The organism is Paenibacillus segetis (genome assembly GCF_014639155.1).
Lineage (GTDB): Bacteria > Bacillota > Bacilli > Paenibacillales > Paenibacillaceae > Fontibacillus > Fontibacillus segetis.
Genome location: NZ_BMFT01000002.1, coordinates 343,944 through 366,273 on the forward strand (window position 1 = coordinate 343,944; position 22,330 = coordinate 366,273).

Here is a 22,330-nt window from a genome sequence, read left to right on the forward strand (position 1 = left end):
TGTAAAAAAAACGAAATTGTAAGCGCATTCCCGTGACCCTAGAATAATAACTAGAAACACAGTTAATGACATGAATTGCAGCATACAAAGGGGGAAAGCGTTCAAATGAAAAAAATGAGACCGTGGAAAATGATGTTGGCAGTAACAATGATTCTTTCATTATTGTCAGCATGTGGAAGCAAAGGGAATGAAAATGCGAATGCACCATCCACGCCGAAAGAGGAACCAACGAACAGTGCCACAAATACTGCCACAGCTCCAGATCCACTAGGGAAATATCCAGAAACTGTCACTGTTACGGAAGTGCTTGCCTTTAATCCACCGGAAGATCCAAGAACTCCAAGTGGAATTACACCAGAACAAAATGCCTACCTGAAAGATCTCAAAGAGATGATGAACATTGAAGTGAAATACAAATGGACAGTTCCTTCTGCCCAGTATGAGCAGAAATTCTCACTTGCTATGGCATCCGGAGATCTACCAGATGTGATAGAAGTTGACCAGAAGAATTACGAGAAACTCAAAAAACAAGGCATGCTCGCTGACCTGACAGAGGCTTATGCCCAATATGCATCTCCGGCACTTAAGGCTTATATGGAGTCCGACGGTGGATTCGCGATGAAAACGTTCAGTGAGGATGGTAAGCAATTAGGTATCCCTGCCTTTGAAGATCCTTTCTTATCTACACAGATATTATGGGTACGTCAAGATTGGCTGAATAATCTAGGCTTGCAGGCACCGAAGACGATCGATGAGCTTGAGAAAGTTGCACAAGCATTTACGCACAATGACCCAGATCAGAACGGTAAGAATGACACTTACGGTATAGCCTTGCAAAAGAACCTGTTCTTCTGGGGATTTGATGTCAGAGGTTTCTTTAACGGATTCGGTGCATATCCTTCCGTTGGTGATAACCAATCCGCTTGGATTAAAGGTGATGATGGTAAGTTAATCCCAGGATTAATTCAGCCTGAAGTGAAGACTGCACTTGGGAAGCTACAATCGTGGTATAAAGATGGAATTATTGATAAAGAGTTCGCACTGAAAGATGAGAATAAAGCGGTAGAAGATCTGGTTGCAGGTAAAGTGGGTATTTCCTACGGTGAATGGTGGTATCCAAACTGGCCACTTAACTCCAGCGTAGACAAAGATCCGAAGGCAGAATGGATCGCCCTTCAACTTCCAGGGATCGATGGTCCGGCTAAATCACTCGTGCCAAAAATCCGCAGTAATAAAATTTTCGTCGTGAACAAAAAGGCGAAGAACCCAGAAGCAGCGATTAAGATGCTCAATTTCTACATCGAAGTTGGTAGTAAGAAATACAAGGATAAGAACAAAGCAGCAGATGGCTATGTATACAACTGGTTTAACCCACGGATTGCCAACCCTGCTGATATTGAAACGATTTACACCGAAGTGAACAAAGCGCTCGATGCCAATCAGACTGAAATTACAGTAGAAGATGCAAATTATAAGAATGTTTATGATTCGTTTAAAGCGACAACAGAATACCTAGCAGGTGACACATCCAACGCTACCAAAGGCATAAACTGGGGTTCATACTTTAGCCGAGTTGCGAAAGACGGTGGCTGGGGATTAACACGGCAAATAAAAGAAAATCAACAATTTGTGTACAACGAATTCTATGGACTTCCTACAGCAACGATAGTGGAAAAGGGCGGTCAGCTAGATAAGTTGATGCAAGAGTCCTTCACCAAGATTGTCATGGGCAGCTCTGTTGATGATTTCGATAAATTCGTTGATAGCTGGAAGGCACTTGGCGGTAATAAAATTATTGACGAGGTCAATGAATGGTATAGCACGGAAGCTACGAAATAATTCATAGGAGCAGTAAACGGGTGAGGTGAGTCGGGTAAACTGGCGCACCTCCCGTTTTTAAAATGAGCAAGTTGGTGAGGAGGGTCATCTGTGAAATCACTGAAGAAAGAATTTCCGCTTCATATCATGTTAATACCGGGTGTTATTGTTACTTTGATCTATGCTTACGGTCCAATGGCCGGTCTTGTTATGGCGTTTCAACAATTTGAGCCTTTATCCGGGTTCTTTAAATCCGACTTTGTCGGACTAGATAACTTCCGTTATGTATTTAATCTACCTGACTTCAAGCAAGTACTGTGGAATACGCTACTTATAGCCGTTATCAAAATGGTATTGTCCTTGCTTGTCCCGCTCATTCTAGCATTGTTACTTAATGAGATTACTAAAAAATGGTTCTCTGGTTTTGTTCAATCCGCTATTTTCCTCCCGTTCTTCCTTTCATGGACTGTCCTTGGGGGCGTCATTATCGAATTATTCTCTTTAAATGGACCTATTAATGGTTTGATTTCCTCCATTGGCTTAGAACCTATCATGTTTATGCTTGATAATAGTTGGTTCCGGGGTATTGTCATTGGATCTGATGTCTGGAAGGGCATGGGCTACAATATGATCATCATGCTTGCTGCGATCACAGGGATTAATGGAACGCTGTATGAAGCGGCAGAGGTAGACGGTGCAGGGAAATGGAAGCAGATGCTTAATATTACGCTTCCAGGTATAGCGCCGATTATTATTCTACTAAGTGTATTAGGTCTCGGTGGCATTCTGAACGCAGGTTTTGAGCAGATCTTAATTATGTATAATCCGACTGTATATGCAGGCGCAGATATAATTGATACCTTTGTCTATCGATTGGGGATGTTCAGCCAACAATTTGGACCTGCGGCAGCAGTTGGTCTTTTTAAATCGATAATATCCTTATTTATGGTATCAACGACTTACTATGCAGCTTACAAATTCAACAATTACCGCATATTCTAGGAGGTGGAGAATACTGTGCTACACAAACAATCATTCAGTAGAAAAATATTTGTTGTGTTCAACGTCTTATTGTTATCATGTATCACCATACTCGGCATCATACCGTTTGTTCACTTACTCTCCGTCTCACTAAGCTCGAATACAGCGGCGATGGCTGGAGAAGTTAAGCTATGGCCTGTCGGTTTTACGTGGGATGCTTATGTATATTTAGGAGAAAAGGTAGAGTTCTTCCGTTCCTTGGGAGTCTCGATTGAGCGGGTATTGCTGGGCTCAGTAATTAACTTGCTGCTAGTATTTATTACGGCTTTTCCGCTGTCCAAATCAAATGATCAGTTTAAATTTAGAACCGTGTATGTCTGGATCTTTGCCATTACGATGTATTTCGGGGGCGGCTTAATTCCTACTTATATCATCGTGAAAAATACAGGTCTCATTGATTCGATCTGGGCGCTAATATTACCAGGTGCCTTGAATGTATGGAATATGGTTCTGATGCTTAACTTCTTCAGAAATATCCCAAGAGAATTAGATGAAGCGGCTACAATTGATGGTGCCGGACATTGGAGAGTTCTTTGGCAAATTTATTTACCAGTATCCCTTCCATCCATTGCTACCATTGGATTGTTCACGGTTGTTGGGCACTGGAATGCTTGGTTTGATGGTATTCTTTATCTAAATTCACCAGAGCGTTATCCACTGCAGACTTATCTCTCTACATTGATCATGTCTCTCAATGCTCAGATGTCATCGATGTCTCTTGAGCAGCTCAAGGTGATGGAAAATCTGAGTGAGAAGACCATCCGAACAGCGCAAATATTCATGGGCGCATTGCCAATTATGGTCGTGTATCCGTTCTTACAAAGGTATTTCGTGAAAGGTATGACGGTTGGTAGTGTTAAAGAATAAAGAAATAGAGTAAAGAAATTTAATATAAAAATAGAATTAAGACACAAATTATAAGTCACATATATGAAGGAGCAGAGTGCGATGAAAAAAGTTACTGTTGCGTTAATTGGAGCGGGTCTACGTGGAATAAACTATTCAGAATATGCTATTCAGCATCCTGATGAGCTTCAAGTTGTAGCTGTTGCAGAGCCAAATGCCGAACGGAGAAATAAATTTAAGGCCAGACATAAATTAGCCGATGACGTATGTTTTACAAATTGGGATGAATTCTTTGCTTCCCCGAAAATAGCAGATGCGGTATTCATCTGTACTCAAGACAATCAGCACTATGTACCGACTATGAAAGCACTAGAGGCGGGGTATCATGTTCTTCTAGAGAAGCCGATGTCTCCTGATGCTAAAGAATGCGTACTGATGGGGGAAATGGCCACTAAAGTGAATCGTGTCTTCTCAATATGCCACGTATTGAGATATACCAATTTCTTCTCAACGATCAAGGAACTACTGGAAAGTGGCGCAATCGGACAGCTGATGTCCATTCAACATAACGAGAACGTGGGTTACTGGCACCAAGCTCATAGCTTCGTACGAGGGAATTGGCGAAGAAAAGATGAGTCCAGCCCAATGATTCTCGCTAAGTCTTGTCATGATCTAGACATTCTATCCTGGTTAACAGATTCAGAATGTGTTCGAGTGTCTTCCTTCGGTTCATTATCTCATTTCAAATCAAGTGAGGCACCGGAAGGGGCGCCATTACGTTGCACGGATGGATGCCCAATATCAGATAAATGTCTCTATTATGCTCCTAATCAATATTTAACGGAAGATACGGATTGGCCTACATCGGCAATTAGTGATGATCCAAGTTATGATGCCCGCTTGAAGGCCCTTCAAGAAGGACCTTATGGTCGATGCGTCTATCATTGTGATAATGATGTCGTCGATCATCAAGTGGTAAACCTAGAATTCGCTAATTCCGTGACTATAGCATTTACAATGAGTGCGTTTACCAAAGACGTAAGTCGTACGATCAAGCTTATGGGTACTACAGGAGAAATTCGCGGAGCCATGGAGAAGAATGAGATTGAAGTGATCCATTTCGGTAGTGGTAAGGTTGAGAGAATTTCGTTCGAAAATGCGGGAGGCCATGTTGGTCATGGCGGCGGAGATATGGGCTTAATTAAAGATTTCGTTAAACTAGTTCGAGCGGATGGGAAGCTTCAAGGTCTTACATCAGCCAATCATTCCGTTCAAAGTCACCTCATGGCCTTTGCAGCAGAGCAATCTCGAATTGAGGGTAACAGCATTGTTCTGAAAGATTTTGCCCAAAGTGTTTGCCGTGATGAAGAGGTGAAGTAAACGATGGTATTAATCTCATTAGCTAAGGTATTTGCTGAAAAAGTGCCGGATCATGAATTTTATCGTTGTGCGACTGCACTTATTGGAGAGACATCTCCACTAACTGGACCGACATATCAGCAAGGGGTGAGCAGATGAGAATTCCACTATTAGACAAGGAGCTCTGGTACGGTGGCGCGGTATGCCACGGTATCGACCAGCCCTACACCGCCACCAGCAAGTGCGAGGTCAGGCTCCACATGAATGAGACACCCAACCAGAGCATGCCACTATTGCTCTCCAGCAAGGGCCGGTATCTCTGGCGCGAGGACGGCTTCATTGTCCGCTTCGTCGGCGGCGCAATCGAATGCGACGTGGCTGTAGAGCTAGCGAGCGCGGAGGAGCGGACCCTGCGAGGAGCTTATCTGGCCGCCATGAAGCGCCACTTTCCTTTTGCCGGTGGGGCGCCGGACTCACGCTTCTTCTCGGGGCCAGTCTATAACACATGGATCGAGCTAATCTTTCATCAGAGCCAGCAGGGAGTGCTGAAGTACGCCCAGGACATCCTAGACCATGGATTGCCTCCAGGCGTTCTGATGATCGACGATGGTTGGTCCTCCTATTACGGCCGGTGGAGCTTCGATCGCGAGAAGTTCCCTGACGCGCCGGGTATGCTGCGCCAGCTCCATGAAATGGGATTCACGATCATGGTCTGGGTATGTCCCTTCATCACCCCCGACACGCTGGAGTACCGCGCATTAGAGGAACGGGATCTTCTGGTCCGCACGGCCGAGGGAGAAGTCCATATTGCCCGCTGGTGGAACGGCTGGTCGGCTTTGCTCGACTTGCGCAAAACCGAGGCGGCTGAATGGCTGCGGGATCGGCTGGGTGAGCTTGAAAAAATCGGGGTGGATGGTTTCAAATTCGACGCAGGTGATAGCATCTACTACCCGGAGGATGGAGATGTACAGTGTGCGGCTTGGGCTCGCTTTGGCACGACTTACCCTCTCAATGAGTTCCGAGCTTCCTGGCTGGCTGGGGGGCTTCCGCTGATGCAGCGGCTCTGCGACAAGCACCCCACATGGGACGAACGGGGACTCGATGCCCTGGTACCCGACGCCATCATAGCTGGGCTGACGGGCCACCCCTACGTCTGTCCCGACATGATCGGCGGCGGCGAGTATCAGAGTTTCCTGCAGCAGGATGCCGTGGATGAGGAGTTGTTCTTGCGCTGGTCCGAGGTGGCCTGCCTCATGCCGGTTATGCAGTTTTCCGCCGCTCCGTGGCGCGTGCTGTCCCCTGAGAGCTTTGAACTAGTCAGGCAGACGGTGGCCACAAGGGTGCACTGGCAGGCTTACCTGGACGATGCCTTAGCTGACTGCCGCGCTACCGGAGAACCTGTGCTCCGCCCATTGCTCTACGAGTTCCCCGAGGAGGAGTGCGGGAGCATTATGGACACGTTTATGGTGGGAAAACGTCTGTTGGTGGCGCCCCTGCTGAAAAAGGGACAGACCTCCCGCAAAGTGTTTCTGCCCGCAGGCAAATGGCAGGGATGGGATGGCTTCGTCTATTCAGGTGGGGAAACTGAGGTCCTGGCATCCCCGGGTGTGCCGCTTTGCTTTCTTCGAGTGTGACCGGGTCATAACTCCAATATTTATCGTGTTTGTTTTAATTACACCTTGCTCAGACCCTTTATGAAGGACTTCAACAACAGAAACAACATGAAGTTATTAAGGAGGAGTAAATTTGAAACTGAAACTCGCACGTAAAGGATTATCCCTTACCCTCGTCATGCTGATGGCGGTCACTAGTTTTCCTTATGCCCCACCACTCGCACAGGCGGCGCCCGGTTCCGGCGAGGCTCTGTATGTTGGTAGGGATGTTTACACCAATGCGACGGCAGAGCAACTAAAACAAGCGATAGGATCCGGGCATAATGTGGCAAATAAACCGGAGTTCCATGCGCTTTTGGACGGGTCGCCTGGCTTGGCGGACTTCACAAGGCCAAACATCCTTGACTGGGTTCACTATGTCAGCAGGGACGGCGCCAATTCCGGAGAAAACTTGACCGGCGCCTTGGGCCAAGTGAAGCACGTCAAGAGCGGAGTGGACGGCGACCGTTTGGACATCAACGGTGCCGACGGTTCGGCGAAAAATGGTGGCAACTATGCCGATTTAGGGCTATTCGGCCCCAAATATACGGATGGAGTCCTACTGTCCGGAGGCACCGGGGTAAACTCAACCGAGAACGTGAATATGCGCAGGGCACATCCAGCCTTTACTGGGACCAATGCCACCGCTACATTCACCGCGCCATCCGCGAACGGTTCATCCCGTACGCTGGAGATTTATCTAGCCGTGAACGGCGGACAAAATGTGACCGCTACGGCTACCATGAACGGTGCTTCTGTAGCGACGGTCCCTGCTTTTGATAGAAGAGTAGAAGATACTACTGCCAGTACAAATAAACTTACTGGGCTAAAATACGTGTTCACCTACACGGGTGATGAAAATGAATATCCGCTGGTAGTTAAATTTACTTTGGCTGCTGGCGACAACAAGGACTGGAGCGGCCTGCGCCCTGTGGCCGCGTGCATCCTTGACGGGACTACAAACACTTTAGACGTGACCGGCGGTACGGCGGCATATGAAAAACAGTTCAGCAAGCCGGGTGACACCAGCGAGTTCCTGTCGGGTCGAACCATTAAGTTGACCGCTGTTGACGCGCCGTTCGGCAAGGTGTTTGATGCGTGGACGGGTGAGGATGCATCGCTGTTTGACAACCCAAACAGCGCCATGACCACGTTCACCATGCCCAACCATCCCGTGACCCTCACCGCTACATATAAGGACATGGCGACGAGATCCGTAACGGTGACCGGCGGCACGGCGGAAGAGGTCGGCGGGTCCAACACAGGAGAGAGCATCCGTGCCTATGTAGGTAGTACGATCACACTTAAAGCCGGAACGCCACCCGAAGGTCAAGTCTTTAAAAACTGGAAAATAGTCAACAACATCTCAGGCGTTACGTTTGCCGATCCCAACGCGAGCACGACGACTTTCGTGATGCCTGATGCGGAGGTGGAAATCGGTGTGGATTACCGAGTGAAAAGCACAACTGAGCCCGGGATCAAGAACAATGAGGATTCCCAAACGGGCACGAAGAAGTACAATGACTTCCTGTTCTCCAAGCATTCTGCGGGTGAACCAAGGAACCCTGTAGCCGGGACAACTTCGTTCTCCGACATTTCTAATAACACCGCCGTTCCGGGTGTACCGCAGATTGACGACAATCTGAGCGCCCCGAACGTCCTTGACTGGATGCGCTTTACCAACAACGGCTCCGGCGCAAAAGAAAATCGCAAGGCTGGCGCTGGCTTGCTGACAGCTAAATTCGCGGGCACAGTGAGTAATACTCGCTCCCACGGGCAGAACGAGGAACGCAAAAATATTCGCTTGGCTTATTTTGACGGCACAAGCCCAGCGGAAGACAGCAGCAGCTATAGCGTGGTGCGCACCGGGACGACGACCGCTGAGTTCACCGCCCCGTCCATGGAGAATATCGAGCGCACACTGGATGTGTATCTCACGTTCCAGGCGACAAATGCCCGGACGCTCACCATCAGCGCCACCATGCCCAAACAGGGCGGTGGGAACTACGTGTACACCAAAACTGAGAACTTGGTCAAAATGGATACCATCAGTAAGACCAGCGGGCGGTACGCCGCCAGATTTTCGTTCACCTATGCGGGCGACGCGGGTGAAAATCCTATGACCGTCAAGTTCTCCCTGAACAACACCAGTGGGAACATGGGCGTTCATGGCGTACGGCTTACCGAGGGAGCACCGGAGCCGCAGATCTACATGACCACGCCTGATCTGGACAATGACAAGTACGCGATCACTGTACCTAAATCACTGTTTCAGCGGCGTAATTTCCCTGTCAAGGTGGTTGACTCCACCGGCAACCTGGTGAGCGACCCGGCAGTCACTTATTCATACGAGGGAGTGTCCTCCAATGTGAAGGGACAGACCAATATCTCCGGCATCACCATTGGAAATGACGGTATGCTGTATGTCCGCCCGGATACCGGGGCATCGATGACGATTGCAGTCACTGTCTCCGCGACGGTGGATGGGGTACCTGTGTCCGTAACGCGCAACGTGCGAATCATCAAGAATGCGAACATTAAGGATTGGCCGACTCGCGGTGCGGAGGATGGCCCCCTAGGCAAGAACGCCAACGACTGGAAGCTGTACTTCAACGACGATTTCAGCGGGCCAGAGCTGGATGCCACCGCCTGGGTCCCTCAGTACCTGCAGAGCTGGGCGATCAACAAGGATAACAGCGAAACCCAATATGAGTTCGTGAAAGACGAGACGGGTAACGGCTATCTGGCGTTGGGAGCTAAGGAGCAGCGGCCCGACTTCTCCGAAGGATTCAACGGCACCAATGATGGCGGCGACCAGCCCATCGTCGCGCTCACTTCGCGCGACCGCCATCACCAACACTTACTGGAGGACGGACGTGGCGACGCCTTAGATCCGGACCTACCTGATTTTGATGGCCTCGTGACCACCAAGTACGGCTATTTTGAGACACGCCTGCGCCTGCCTAGTACAGGCGACGGTGCACACTTCGCTTGGTGGATGATCGGCGCGCAGGACGACTCGCATCCGACCCAGGCCTTGTCAGGACCGGAACCTACCGGCACCAAACATGGGGCTGGCACAGCGTCTGACAAGTACGACTTCGGGCCCGGCAACTGGGGTAACTACGTGTTCTACACCTCCGACCAGGGCGTGGAGTATGACATTCTGGAGATCACGGCTGACAAGAACAGCCCCAACGGGGAATACAACCGCTGGTTGCCAGTCATCCACAAGAATGGCTCCCGTTTATCACCGTCCAACCCTGCCAACGGGCGCTGGTGGGCTGGTTCTGACGTAAGTACCACGCCGAACTCAGCGACAAGCCCTTACGGACGGTATGATTACACCAAACACACCGAGGACGGTTACACAGGGGGCCGCGATGCGTACCAGGAGTTCCACGTATATGGCTTTGAGTGGGACGAAACCGGCACTAGGATGTACATCGACGGCCATCTGGTCTATGTCTCCAGCCGCACCGCCGACTACCGCATGCAGACGATTCTCAGCATCTATCTGGGACGCAACGGTGAGGGCGACGGATACGGGCACGACCACGGTTACTGGCCTAAGGAAGCTATGTTCGACTACTTCCGTATTTACAAAAAGAAGGATCCAGTTCCCACCTCTATCGTGATCAACGGCCTACAGGACGCGGAAGGTAACCCCGTGAAAGGCCGCTACAACACATCGTGGGACTATTTTAAGCAGGGATCGACCGTTAACCTATCCGCGACGGTGTTGGATCAGTTCGGAGTACCTTATGATATCTCCGGCAATCCGAACCTGTCTATCAAGTGGCGCTTCTCCAACGACATCGGCGGCTCGAAGCAGCTGACGGGCGGTACCGTGGATCTGGTTGGCGCGGCCAAAGTGACCTATCCTGCGAATTACAGCGCGACCACAATGACTGGCCTTAACTTAAATGCAAATACCGGTTTGCTGACCGTTGCGGCAGACGCCGCCAAGAATCAGGACATCTTCCTGACCGCCTATCTGGCTGATTCTAGCAACCAAAGCGGTTACTACGGCGGCAAACTCACGGTCGCTAGCGATAATGCGGCTAATGAAACGAATCGTAATCGGGGTAAGATCCAGGAGACCAAACACATTAAGGTTTCCGGCGAAGCTCCAAAGCCGCATCGCATCTTCTTTGATCATCCTGTGATGACCATCGCGCCGGGCGAGACTATCAGCGTTAAGGCCACAGTGTATGATCAGTACAATAACCCGATGCCCGGTCAGACCCTGAGGTACGTCCTTACCAAAGACGTCACGCTCCGAGAGACCGTGGACCTGAGCCTCAGTGGCATAACACTGTCCGGTAACGATCTGACCGCCGCATCAAACGCCGAGCTAGGCAAACAAATCATGGTTCGGGCCCAGTTGGACGACAATGTATTCCAGAACCTGGCGCTGAAAGTAGAATTTACTCAGAACCAGTAAATACCGAAGCACCAACCTGGCCAGCAGGCGCCAAATGAACAGCTTCACAAGTTGAAAAGGCAAGCATTACGTTTTAGTTTTTACGAAGCAATAAACAATAAAGCCGCAGTAGTTCCTAGCTGTGGCTTTATTACTTATAACATACTTAACAATGACATAATTATGAGGTGTAGAGAACATGGCAACTTTTCATTATTCAGGATCTGCCTTTTATTATAACGATCAAGCGATACGTCTTATCTCAGGAGCTATCCATTATTTCCGGACGCTACCGGAGCATTGGGAAGATCGTCTGATCAAATTAAAAGCTTGCGGCTTCAATACGGTTGAGACCTATGTAGCCTGGAATTTACATGAGCCGAAGAAGGGCCAATTTGATTTTGAAGGGATGGCAGATGTAGTCCGATTTATTGAAATGGCTGGAGGTTTGGGCCTGCATGTCATTGTCCGCCCTGCGCCTTATATTTGTGCAGAGTGGGAATTTGGAGGTCTACCAGCTTGGCTGCTTGCTGACTCGGATATGCGTCTTCGCTGCTTCCATAAGCCATTTCTAGATCATGTGGATGCTTATTTCGATGTATTGCTACCTAAATTAAAACCACTGTTATGTACAAACGGCGGCCCGATCATTGCCATGCAGATCGAGAACGAGTATGGAAGCTACGGCAATGACAAACGTTATTTGACTCATCTGAAAGATAGCATGATTTCCCGTGGGATCGATGTTCTATTGTTCACTTCCGATGGACCTGAAGATGCTATGCTTCAGGGCGGCATGGTTCCAGGTGTACTGGAGACAGTAAACTTTGGATCGCGTCCAGTAGAAGCTTTCAACAAACTGCGTGAATATCAACCGGATGCTCCAATCATGTGTATGGAATATTGGAATGGTTGGTTCGATCACTGGAGTGAAGAGCATCATACGCGCCCTGCTGATAATGTCGCAGAAGTATTGGATGAGATGCTCAGTTTAGGGGCATCCGTTAATTTCTATATGTTCCATGGTGGAACCAACTTTGGATTCTACAATGGGGCCAACTGTCATACGTTGGAGAGCTATGAACCAACGATTACAAGTTATGACTATGATGCATTGCTTACTGAATCTGGTGAAACAACACCTAAATATGATGCAGTTCGTAAAGTGATCGCGAAATATGTGGATATTGAACCATGTGAGTTGCCGGCTCCCGCTGCGAAGAAAGCATATGGGCGACTCCAGATGAAGGAGCAAACCTCCCTAACAGCGAATTTGGATCGCATTTCAACGCCTATTCACAGTGCATATCCTGAAACGATGGAGAAATTAGGTCAGGGTTATGGATTTATTCATTACAGTACGTTCATTACAGGACCTCGTCCAAAAGATGAATTCTTCATCCAGGATTTACGTGACCGCGCACAAGTCTTTCTGAATGGACAGTTCGCTGCAACCTTAGATCGTATGCATCCAGAGGTGAAATTTGAGTTCGAGGTTCCGGCCGAAGGACTACATGTAAGTATACTTGTGGAGAATTTAGGTCGCACCAACTACGGACCTTTTATGAGAGATTGTAAAGGGATTACCGAAGGGGTTCGTTTTGGACGGCAGTTTCTGTCGGAATGGACGACGTATACATTGCCATTAACGGATTTGTCTGGGTTGAAGTTTGAAGATCTGTCTGAGCAGACAGAGCCTAGCTTCTTCCGCTCGACTTTAGTTGTTGACGAACCTTGTGATACGTATTTGAGCTTGGAAGGATGGACGAAAGGAGTCGTGTTCATCAATGGGTTCAATCTTGGGCGCTATTGGAATATCGGACCGCAGAAAACATTGTATGTACCGGGTCCTTTATTGAAACAAGGAGACAATGAGATTGTCATCTTTGAATTACATGGCACTTCTGAGCCTGCGGTTACCTTCGTAGATCAACCGGACATTGGATAATAATCGGTGAAAAAAGAACAGCCTGTGGAGTAATTCATACTCCGCAGGCTGTTTGTATGTACGCCCAGTATAGGGCGCATTTCATAGTTTAAAAGAACTTTACTAACTGATCCTTGATCTCTTCATTACTTCCACCAACAACGCGTTGGAATTGCGGCTTATTGAACAATGCCTGAATTTGCTTCGGATAGGTCTGCTCAATTTTGCGCAGCTCGATAGCTTCGTTGAACTTAGCTGGGTGAGCGGTCGATAATGCGACAGTTATTTCACCATCTGCCATCAGTTTATCAGCTGCTGCCACGCCACAAGCGGTGTGAGGATCTAGCAGATAGTCGTATTTCTCATAATACTCACTAATCGTATCTAGGCAGGTTTCATTTTCTACGCTGTAAGCTGAGAATGTACTCTGTACACGCTGCAGCACATCTCCAGGAATAGTGATACTGCCTTCTGTTTTGAACTGCTCCATGAGAGTAGCAATGATTCCAGAGTCCTCCCCATAGAGGTAGAACAAATAACGTTCGAAGTTACTTGCTACTTGAATGTCCATGGATGGACTGTACGTTCCTTTAAATTCGCCTGGCTGATACACGCCTTCATTTACGAAACGAGCCAAGATGTTGTTCTCGTTAGTCGCTAGAATGAGCTTGTTGATTGGAAGTCCCATTTTTTGAGCCAAGAACCCAGCAAAGATATCACCGAAATTGCCTGTTGGTACACTAAAATTCACCTTTTCGGTATGGCCTTGGTTGGCCAATTGAAAATAAGCATAGAAGTAATATACCGTTTGGGCAAGAATTCGCGCAATGTTGATTGAGTTAATCGCACGCAGGTGATATTGGTGCTTGAACTCTACATCAGCAAACAGTTCCTTAATAATGCGTTGACAGTCATCGAAGGTACCTTCAACGGCTAGGTTAAGCACATTGGAGTCATTGACAGTGGTCATCTGCAGCTCCTGTACCTTACTTACCTTTTGGTGAGGGTGCAGAATACAGATGCGGATACCTTGTTTGCCACGTACGCCCTCAATTGCCGAAGCGCCTGTGTCGCCTGAAGTTGCTCCGAGAATGTGGATGATGGAATTATTCTTTTTCGAGACGTAGGAATACAGGTTTCCTAAGAATTGTAACGCAACATCCTTGAAGGCAAAGGTCGGACCGTGAAATAGCTCCATCACATGAAGACCGTTGTTTACACGCCGCACAGGTGTTACATCCTCATGGCGGAATGTTGCATAGCTATCGTCAACCAGTTTCTTCAGATCAGCCCGTGGAATCTCGTCGCCTATATATAATGAGAAAATCTCTAGAGCGAGCTCCTGGTAGGATAGCCGTTGCCATTGTTTGAGGGTATCACTCGACAATTGCGGAATTTGCTCCGGAACGAGTAGACCGCCGTCGTCGGCGAGCCCCATCAGAATCGCGTCAATAAACCCTGTAGGGGATACTTGTCCCCGAGTGCTGATGTATTTCATAACAATCCCCCGTGAAATAAATTTATTACTATTGTAACTTAAGCGGGGGTCTTTCTACAAAGGAAACTTACCCATCACCCTGAACCGATTTTTATAACGTCTGACCACTATCTATTGTTATGATCTGACCCGTCATAGCTTCTTGCTCCAAAACAGAGCAAATTAGTGTTGCGATATCGTCTGGTGATGCAATTTGTTGTAGCAGTAAATTAGGAGCGAGCTGCTTCATTTGTTCCTCTCGTCCAGCCCACCATCTGGTAGCGACGGCACCTGGTACAACGCAGTTGACTCTTATCCCCGGTGCCAAAGCACGCGCTAAGGATTTGGTAAGACCGTGAACGGCCGATTTGGATACGGCGTAAGGTAGTGACGAACCGGACCCTGTTTGTCCTGCGATGCTTCCGAGATTGACGATGGCTCCTTGATGATTATTTATCATGAAGGGAGCCACTGCCCTCGCGCAGTAAAACATACCTTTAACATTGACATTCATCAGTTCGTCCCAAACCTCGTCCGTTGCTGCTTCGAGATCATCCAGTGGTATATGGCGCGTGATGCTGGCGTTATTAACAAGCAAATCTACACGTCCGAATGTTTGAACAATCGTATCAACCATCTCTCTTACTTCCTTGTCTTTGGAGACATCAGCTTGCACAGCGATTGCTTGCCCGCCCCCATTTATGATCCATTGCACGGTTTCATCCGCCTCTACCTTAGACCGCGAATAATTTACAACAACGATGGCTCCTCGTAATGCTAATGCGATGCTAGTAGCCCGACCGATCCCTGTTCCACCGCCGGTAACAAGCGCAACTTTATTTTGTATATGCAATGAACTCATCCCCTTTGTCCCTGTTATTCATATTGTAAGAAGCCTTCTCTGATTTGTATAATTGAATAAAATGAACATTAACTTCAATAATATTGAATTCGAATAAGAAAGGGACAATATGGACCTTAAAACATTAAGAACGTTTCAGATGATCGTGAAATACGGAAGTTTTCACCGTGCAGCCGAAGCGATGAATTATGCCCAATCCACCGTTACGATGCAAATCCAAAAGCTTGAGTCGGATTTAGGTGTTCAGTTAATTAACCGCGATGGGAAAATTAGCTTAACTGAAGCTGGAAGGCTGTTTCATGAGCAAAGCTTACACATTATAAAGAGCATGGAACAATTACAAACCAAACTATCCGATATGCAAATGGGTTATGCAGGAAACATTCGTCTCGGAGTGACAGAGCCAACTGCCAGTTACCGATTACCGGATATTTTAAAGAGATTTCAAGAGCAGTATCCCCAAATCCGTATTTCTGTCGAATTTGCGAATACACCCACCTTGAGTCAGCAAATTCTCAAGGGGGAGATTGATTTAGCACTTTGTTCGGCACCTGATGTGGGGACTGAACTTTATTTTGAGCCATTGTTTAAGGAAAGTTTTGTAGTTTTGATGCCGGAAGACCATCCGCTAGCTAAGCAGGAGATCCTTACAGTAAGCGATATTCAAGGACATCGTCTGCTCGTTACATCTTCTACATGTCCGTATCGTAGAAAACTAGAGATGATATTGCAGGAGGCAGGAAGTGTATCACTGGATACGATGGAGATCGGGAGTATGACTGCTTTGAAATACTATGTTCAGAGTGGTTTAGGTATTGCTTTTGTACCCCATATAGCACTAGATCCCGTACCATCAGGCACAACGATTCGAGCCATGGATAACAGCGGTGCCATAAATATGGCATTCGGTATTCTCTGCAAGATCTCTGAGTACCCTTTGAGTCTAGCGGGATCAAGACTATATCAATTTCTGAAGCAAGAACTTATTGAAGAGAACATATAACGAAGTAACCGTAACCGATGGACCTGAATGAAATGGACAGAACAATTACATAATAAATGGGATGTTCAGTTCGATATATATAAAGGAGAAGGTACGGATGAATAAGCAGTTTCTCAAACTAATATTGTTGAGTATATTCTTAGTTTTGAATTTGGTCCCCATGAATGCTATGGCTGAGGCCAATGGAGTCGAACCGGTACCAGTACCAGCACTTGCGCAAAAAAATTGTTTAACCCCATCGATGGTAGATCTGAAGTGGAATTTAAGAAAACTATGGATTGACCATGTTAGATGGACGAGACAATATATCGTAAGCGCTATAGCAGGTTTGGAGGACCAGCAACAAGTGCTAGCAAGACTGTTGAAGAATCAGCAGGATATTGGTGATGCGATCAAACCTTATTATGGGGAAGCCGCTGGGAATAAACTGGCTGAAATATTGAAGGAGCACATCCTTCTTGCAGGGAAAGTACTGGATGCAGCAAAGGCGGGAAATCAGGCCGATCTAGAGAAGTACAACAAAGAATGGCATAGAAATGCTGATGATATCGCCGATTTTCTTAGTAAGGCGAACCCTAATTGGTCCAAAAAAGAATTGCAGGACATGTTCTATGAGCATTTGAAATTAATAACGGATGATGTTACGGCAAGGCTCCATAAGGATTGGGACGGTAGCATTAGTGCTTATGATAAGGGTATAGACCATATGATTATGTTTGCTGATGTTCTTGCGGATGGAATTATCAAACAATTCCCCAATAAATTTAAGTGAGTTTGAAACCTAAAGAATAATTTTCCTAAAGGCCGGAAACCCGTTAAGAGGTTTCCGGCCTTTAATCATTTCATGTGCAGAGTTGAACTTTGTGGACTCCATTAATTAATTTGACAGTAACTATCAAATGATATAGAATCCCAATATAAAGTTAATGGATAAAGGTGGTAACTATCATGAAGAATCTAGGAAATCGCAGATGGTGGGTACTAGGTGCACTTGCCATCGGCATACTTGCAGTTGGGTTAGACATGACTATTCTTAATTTGGCCTTACCTATTTTAGCTACAGACATGCATGCAACGAACGGAGAACTCCAATGGTTTGCCGATGCATATAATCTGGTCTTTGCTGCTGCGTTACTTCCAGCAGGGATGCTTGGTGACCGCTTAGGACGTAAGAAGATGCTAATTAGCGGGTTGATTGTATTTGGAGTGGCCTCGGTGGTATGTGCTTATGCAGGTTCGGCAGCTGAATTGATAGCTGGGCGTGCATTTTTGGGCCTTGGGGCTGCACTATTGGTACCATTGTCCATGTCCATCATCCCGGTGTTATTCTCTGAAAAGGAGCGTCCTAAGGCAATTGGAATTTGGATGATGGCTAATGCAATTGGAATTCCGCTTGGACCAATCGTTGGCGGGTGGCTGCTCAACAACTACTGGTGGGGTTCCGTCTTCCTGATCAACATCCCATTAGTTATTGTCGCTTTATTCGCAGTTTCTATATTGTTACCGGAGTCCCGTAGTGAGGCAAAGCAACGGGTAGATTTCATTGGGGTGTTAGCCTCAAGCCTTGGCTTGGTTGGTGTAACATATGGTGTAATTGAAATAGGAGAGAGAGGCTGGGGGGATCCCTTAACGCTGATCACATTGGTTACTGGTGTACTAGTCCTTGTGGGTTTTGTACTTTGGGAACGGCGAGTGAGTCACCCACTCATTGATTTATCGTTATTCCGTTCTTCTAGTTTTACTTGGGGTACGATATTAGCTACAGTCATATCTTTTGCCATGTTCGGGGTGTTGTTCCTGATGCCGCAGTATTTTCTGGCTGTCGGAGGCGTGGATGTGCAAAGAGCTGGGTTGCAGTTACTACCGCTTGTAGGAGGTCTTCTAGTTGGATCACAAATATCGGACCAACTTCAATCACGATTTGGTGCTAAGACTCCCATTGCGCTGGGTTTTCTGGCGCTGGGTATCGGTCTGATAGTTGGAACGAATACCAGTATAGCCAGTGGATACGGCTTTACTTCGATATGGATCACCATTGCCGGACTTGGCATTGGATTTGCGCTTCCAGCGGTTATGGATGCAGCCATTTCTGCACTATCAGCCCAGCGGAGTGGCGTAGGCTCCGCACTGATCATGGCCTTGCGCCAAGTCGGGGGGACAATGGGAGTAGCCATCCTAGGGACCTTACTTAGTACGGGTTATCGTGCTAAACTGAACTTGGATGGATTTCCGAGTCAAGTTGCGGATGCGGTACGACGAAGCGTATCAGCTGGCGCGGCAGCAGCACAACAAATCAATTCAGAGAGTTTGCTTGATTCGGTGCGGTCTGCCTTCATTCACGGTATGGGTATTACACTGTGGGTGTGCGGAGGCGTTGCCGTGCTTGGGGTCGTTTTAACGTTAACTTGCTTGCAACCGCGAGTAAATTCACACGCAAAAACGGAGGTCGAGCAAACTACCATTGGGGAGTGAGCAAAGTGTCATCAGATGATAAACAGATCATAGGACTGCGTGAACGCAAAAAAGCGAAGACCATGGCAGCGATTCAAATGCATGCCATGCGACTATTTCGTGAGCAAGGTTACAAAGCAACTACGGTAGAACAAATTGCGGATGCAGCTGAGATCTCTCCCAGCACCTTCTTCAGATACTTTTCGACTAAAGAGGATGTGGTGATTAGTGATAACTATGATCCACTCCTTGTTAGGGCATTTGAAAATCAGCCGGCACATTTAAGCCCGCTTCAAGCTATCCGTGGCGCGATGATCTCGGAGGTTGCTGATACGCCTAAGGAAGAACTGGCCATGGCGCGTGAACGAAACCAACTGATCATGATGGTTCCTGAGCTACGAGCGGCGATGCTGAACAATCTGACCCAGATGATGCAGTTAATCGCTGAGATGGTTGCTGGGCGAATCGGTCGTGAGCCGGATGATATAGGTGTACGTACTTTTGCTGGGTCGATCATTGGCGTGAATATTTCGGTGATGATCTATTGTGCCGATCATCCCGAAGCCGATTTTGCCACCGTATTAGATGAGGCCTTGGCGAAACTGGAGAATGGTCTGCCATTGTAACTTTGTATAGTCAAACTAATGAAATAATTATGGTTATTGACAGCCGCCTCAAAGAGCAGTAAGATGCTCTTAATCATTTATTTCGGCATTCAAAATATTCGGAGGGTGAATAAATGTCAGACCTGAACAAATTACTTGATCTGATATTTGACAATATCAGACCCATCCTCTTCCCGGAAGAAATCATTAACTTAGATCTCACGCTTTCCAAGACAGAGCTCCTGATGATGATTATGTTGGATAGGTATGGGGAGATCACAATGAGTCAAATGGCGGAATACTCCAATATTCCAATGAGTACAGCTACAGGAATTGTAGACCGTCTAGTGAAGCTGGGTTATATGAAGCGCAACAGAAGTGAAGCAGATCGTAGAATTGTTGTCATTGCCCTATCGGAGATGGGTGAGAAGTTAGTCAGTGAACTTAAGAAACAGATTTCGGAATATGTGACGATGATCGATCAAGCGTTAACCGATGAGGAGAAAAGCTTGTTGTTCAACTTATTTATCAAGATCAGTCAACTATTTCGTGAGAAGAGTATGGGTGCCGCACCAGCAGAGCAACCACCTGCGTTAACCAAGATCAAAATTGATTAGAAATCACTCGCAGAATCATTCGCCCACCATGTGGGCTTTATATATAAATAATATTTCGACATACGAAATATACTGAACGCGAAATTTAATCAAGTTGTTTAGCGCTTCGAGACAATAAACTGGAGGGATATCAAAATGAGAATTATTTTGTATACGGGAAAAGGTGGCGTTGGTAAGACGAGTGTTGCTGCGTCAACTGCTGTACAGAGTGCTGCGCAAGGATTAAAAACGTTAGTCGTAAGTACGGATCCTGCTCACAGTTTAGGTGATTCATTAGACAGACAGCTATCTTCGGAGCCAATAGAAATTGCAGAGAATTTGTGGGCACAAGAGATCGATACCATTCATGAGGTGGAGAAGGGTTGGGGAAAGATCCAACAATATATGACGACATTACTGACTTCAAAAGCCGTGAAGGATATTACGACCGAAGAGTTAACTGTCTTTCCGGGGATGGAGGATCTGCTGAGCCTGTTAAGAATCCTGCAATATTACAAGGAGAAGACGTTTGATGTCGTCATTATTGACTGTGCACCTACAGGAGAGACATTAGCCTTACTCAGTTTCCCTGATATTTTTCGCTGGTGGATGGAGAAGTTATTCCCTATCAAAAAGAAAATGCTAAAGGTAGCCAGACCTGTCATTGGGCCTTTAACCGGTATCCCGATGCCTTCTGACACTGTGATGGATGAATTTGATCATGTGTTCTATCAACTAGATGAAATGAGACAAATTATTGCTGATCGTGAGACAACGAGTATTAGAATTGTAGTGAATCCTGAGAAAATGGTCATTAAAGAAGCCCAACGTAGTTTCACCTATCTCAATATTTATGATTTTAATGTGGATGCGATTGTCGTCAATCGGGTCATACCTGATTCGGTTACAGACCCTTACTTCAAAGCCTGGAAAGATGCCCATGCCCGCTATAAAGAACTAATTCAAGATAGCTTTTCGCCGCTACCGATATACTATGCTCCGCTTTTTGATCAGGAGGTGGTGGGGCTTGAAATGCTGAAGCGAATGGGAAATGAGATGTTCCATGCCAATGATAATCCAATTGAAATTAAGACAAATCTGAGAACGCAGAAGGTAGTGAAGGAGGGCGAGGAATATATTTTTTCGATTCATTTGCCGTTTGCAGAAAAGCAGGATTTGTCCTTGAATCAAAAATTCGATGAGTTAATTATCAAAGTTGGCAATGTAAAGAGAATCATCACATTACCGCGAACATTACAAAGCCTGGCCGTTAAGGGTGCAGAGTTTGTGGAAGAGACTTTAAAAATACGTTTTGGGAGCTGATGGACATGGATGAAAAATGGCTAATACGTGCGCTTAAGTGGAAATTAGAAGGAATGAGCGTGCTGATCGATGCCCTGCCAAAGTCACTTTGTGAATCTGTTCGGGAAGTTGAGTCAACCATTGTAAAAGGTATCCATGCTTCGGCCGAGGAATATCTTTCAAAGCTTGACTCCGAGGAGAAATCTAGAGGCTTGCAGTCTGTAACTATTGATTAATATGTTCCAATGTAACCTTCTCATTCGGTGTATGTTTACTCCTTTATAAACCCCAATTTGTTCAATTCAATAATTTACCTCAGGCTTTTTTATAAGTTTATTAACAGTCTGTAGTGGAAATAGTTTAGAATTGAGTAATGCAAGACAAATGGGAGTTGTAAAAATGGCAAATGAAGAAGTAATTTTAACCAAAGAAGGTCTAGCTAAGCTAGAAGCTGAACTTAAGGAACTGAAGGGACATAAGCGTAAAGAGTTAGCGGCTCGGCTTAAGTTAGCTATTAGTTATGGCGATTTGAAAGAGAACAGTGAATATCATTCTGCTAAGGATGATCAAGCGTTCATGGAGACTCGGATTCTAATCGTGGAGAAAATGCTGACGAATGCAAAAATTGTGGATGCAGATGGTGTCGAACAAGGGAAGGTCGGTATTGGTTCTACGGTTGTCCTAGATGATATTGAATTTTCAGAGAAGATTGTATACCAAATTGTTGGCCCTGCTGAAGCAGATGTGGCTGATAACAAAATTTCCTATGAGAGTCCTTTAGGTAAGGAACTACTAGGGAAGAGACTGGGTGATATTATTAGTGTTAACGCACCTATGGGTATCATTAAGTATGAATTGCTTGAAATCAAATAAATGGATTTAGTCTGGAGTGTCCTCGTGCTACCGAAAGGGAGTATAAGGGCACTTTTATTTGTTTGACGATTTCTTTTTGTGAATTGGCGATA

General features: G+C 46.5%; 18 protein-coding genes. 16 read left to right on the top strand and 2 right to left on the bottom strand.

The features are described 5' to 3' along the window. The first annotated feature begins 105 nt into the window (after positions 1-105). From IEW05_RS17725 to IEW05_RS17755, 8 genes are all read left to right on the top strand, one after another. Entirely contained in the window at positions 106-1,839 is a 1,734-nt protein-coding gene (locus tag IEW05_RS17725; RefSeq protein WP_188541183.1) for an extracellular solute-binding protein, read from the top strand. 90 nt (positions 1,840-1,929) lie between these two features. Next, positions 1,930-2,820, top strand: coding sequence for an ABC transporter permease (locus IEW05_RS17730; protein WP_188541184.1), 891 nt, complete (start codon positions 1,930-1,932; stop codon positions 2,818-2,820). Between the two features lie 15 nt (positions 2,821-2,835). Continuing rightward, positions 2,836-3,726, top strand: a complete 891-nt coding sequence (locus tag IEW05_RS17735; protein ID WP_188541185.1) for a carbohydrate ABC transporter permease — start codon at positions 2,836-2,838, stop codon at positions 3,724-3,726. Between the two features lie 81 nt (positions 3,727-3,807). Continuing rightward, positions 3,808-5,085: a Gfo/Idh/MocA family protein gene (locus tag IEW05_RS17740; RefSeq protein ID WP_188541186.1), complete on the top strand. Its 1,278-nt coding sequence runs from the start codon at positions 3,808-3,810 to the stop codon at positions 5,083-5,085. 3 nt (positions 5,086-5,088) lie between these two features. Next, positions 5,089-5,223, top strand: a complete 135-nt coding sequence (locus tag IEW05_RS25955) for a hypothetical protein (protein ID WP_268238753.1) — start codon at positions 5,089-5,091, stop codon at positions 5,221-5,223. Continuing rightward, on the top strand, positions 5,220-6,698 hold the full coding sequence (locus IEW05_RS17745; protein ID WP_188541187.1) for a glycoside hydrolase family 31 protein: 1,479 nt from the start codon (positions 5,220-5,222) through the stop codon (positions 6,696-6,698). Before IEW05_RS25955 ends, IEW05_RS17745 begins: the two co-directional genes overlap by 4 nt. Positions 6,699-6,810: 112 nt before the next feature. Further along, complete coding sequence (locus IEW05_RS17750) at positions 6,811-11,163, top strand: InlB B-repeat-containing protein (protein ID WP_188541188.1); 4,353 nt, start codon at positions 6,811-6,813, stop codon at positions 11,161-11,163. Positions 11,164-11,341: 178 nt separating this feature from the next. Beyond that, positions 11,342-13,090, top strand: a complete 1,749-nt coding sequence (locus IEW05_RS17755; protein WP_188541189.1) for a glycoside hydrolase family 35 protein — start codon at positions 11,342-11,344, stop codon at positions 13,088-13,090. 88 nt (positions 13,091-13,178) lie between these two features. On the opposite strand, the gene thrC is transcribed toward IEW05_RS17755, so the two are convergent. Further along, positions 13,179-14,567: a threonine synthase gene (gene thrC / locus IEW05_RS17760; protein WP_188541190.1), complete on the bottom strand. Its 1,389-nt coding sequence runs from the start codon at positions 14,565-14,567 to the stop codon at positions 13,179-13,181. A gap of 91 nt (positions 14,568-14,658) precedes the next feature. After that, positions 14,659-15,399, bottom strand: coding sequence for an SDR family NAD(P)-dependent oxidoreductase (locus IEW05_RS17765; RefSeq protein WP_188541191.1), 741 nt, complete (start codon positions 15,397-15,399; stop codon positions 14,659-14,661). A gap of 118 nt (positions 15,400-15,517) precedes the next feature. Between IEW05_RS17765 and IEW05_RS17770 the strand changes: the two genes are divergently transcribed. From IEW05_RS17770 to greA, 8 genes are all read left to right on the top strand, one after another. Next, positions 15,518-16,411 (top strand): LysR family transcriptional regulator, encoded by an 894-nt coding sequence (locus IEW05_RS17770; protein WP_188541192.1) that lies wholly within the window; start codon positions 15,518-15,520, stop codon positions 16,409-16,411. A gap of 97 nt (positions 16,412-16,508) precedes the next feature. Beyond that, complete coding sequence (locus tag IEW05_RS17775) at positions 16,509-17,183, top strand: glycosyltransferase (protein ID WP_188541193.1); 675 nt, start codon at positions 16,509-16,511, stop codon at positions 17,181-17,183. A gap of 176 nt (positions 17,184-17,359) precedes the next feature. Next, on the top strand, positions 17,360-18,883 hold the full coding sequence (locus IEW05_RS17780; RefSeq protein WP_188541194.1) for an MFS transporter: 1,524 nt from the start codon (positions 17,360-17,362) through the stop codon (positions 18,881-18,883). 5 nt (positions 18,884-18,888) lie between these two features. After that, positions 18,889-19,488 carry an acyl-CoA-like ligand-binding transcription factor gene (locus tag IEW05_RS17785; protein WP_229753474.1) on the top strand — a complete coding sequence of 200 codons (600 nt, stop codon included), beginning with the start codon at positions 18,889-18,891 and terminating at the stop codon, positions 19,486-19,488. Between the two features lie 113 nt (positions 19,489-19,601). Next, positions 19,602-20,084 carry a MarR family winged helix-turn-helix transcriptional regulator gene (locus IEW05_RS17790; protein ID WP_188541195.1) on the top strand — a complete coding sequence of 161 codons (483 nt, stop codon included), beginning with the start codon at positions 19,602-19,604 and terminating at the stop codon, positions 20,082-20,084. A gap of 135 nt (positions 20,085-20,219) precedes the next feature. After that, on the top strand, positions 20,220-21,386 hold the full coding sequence (locus IEW05_RS17795; protein WP_188541196.1) for an ArsA family ATPase: 1,167 nt from the start codon (positions 20,220-20,222) through the stop codon (positions 21,384-21,386). 5 nt (positions 21,387-21,391) lie between these two features. Further along, entirely contained in the window at positions 21,392-21,601 is a 210-nt protein-coding gene (locus tag IEW05_RS17800) for a hypothetical protein (protein ID WP_188541197.1), read from the top strand. A gap of 163 nt (positions 21,602-21,764) precedes the next feature. Beyond that, entirely contained in the window at positions 21,765-22,238 is a 474-nt protein-coding gene (gene greA, locus IEW05_RS17805) for a transcription elongation factor GreA (RefSeq protein WP_188541198.1), read from the top strand. The last annotated feature ends 92 nt before the right edge of the window (positions 22,239-22,330 follow it).

Excerpts from the sequence above, each read along its gene's own strand:
- IEW05_RS17725 (WP_188541183.1), top strand. The coding sequence starts at position 106 with ATGAAAAAAATGAGACCGTGGAAAATGATGTTGGCAGTAACAATGATT.
- IEW05_RS17740 (WP_188541186.1), top strand. The coding sequence starts at position 3,808 with ATGAAAAAAGTTACTGTTGCGTTAATTGGAGCGGGTCTACGTGGAATA.
- IEW05_RS25955 (WP_268238753.1), top strand. The coding sequence starts at position 5,089 with ATGGTATTAATCTCATTAGCTAAGGTATTTGCTGAAAAAGTGCCGGAT.
- IEW05_RS17745 (WP_188541187.1), top strand. The coding sequence starts at position 5,220 with ATGAGAATTCCACTATTAGACAAGGAGCTCTGGTACGGTGGCGCGGTA.
- IEW05_RS17755 (WP_188541189.1), top strand. The coding sequence starts at position 11,342 with ATGGCAACTTTTCATTATTCAGGATCTGCCTTTTATTATAACGATCAA.
- thrC (WP_188541190.1), bottom strand. The coding sequence starts at position 14,567 with ATGAAATACATCAGCACTCGGGGACAAGTATCCCCTACAGGGTTTATT.
- IEW05_RS17770 (WP_188541192.1), top strand. The coding sequence starts at position 15,518 with ATGGACCTTAAAACATTAAGAACGTTTCAGATGATCGTGAAATACGGA.
- IEW05_RS17775 (WP_188541193.1), top strand. The coding sequence starts at position 16,509 with ATGAATAAGCAGTTTCTCAAACTAATATTGTTGAGTATATTCTTAGTT.
- IEW05_RS17780 (WP_188541194.1), top strand. The coding sequence starts at position 17,360 with ATGAAGAATCTAGGAAATCGCAGATGGTGGGTACTAGGTGCACTTGCC.
- IEW05_RS17790 (WP_188541195.1), top strand. The coding sequence starts at position 19,602 with ATGTCAGACCTGAACAAATTACTTGATCTGATATTTGACAATATCAGA.
- IEW05_RS17795 (WP_188541196.1), top strand. The coding sequence starts at position 20,220 with ATGAGAATTATTTTGTATACGGGAAAAGGTGGCGTTGGTAAGACGAGT.
- IEW05_RS17800 (WP_188541197.1), top strand. The coding sequence starts at position 21,392 with ATGGATGAAAAATGGCTAATACGTGCGCTTAAGTGGAAATTAGAAGGA.
- greA (WP_188541198.1), top strand. The coding sequence starts at position 21,765 with ATGGCAAATGAAGAAGTAATTTTAACCAAAGAAGGTCTAGCTAAGCTA.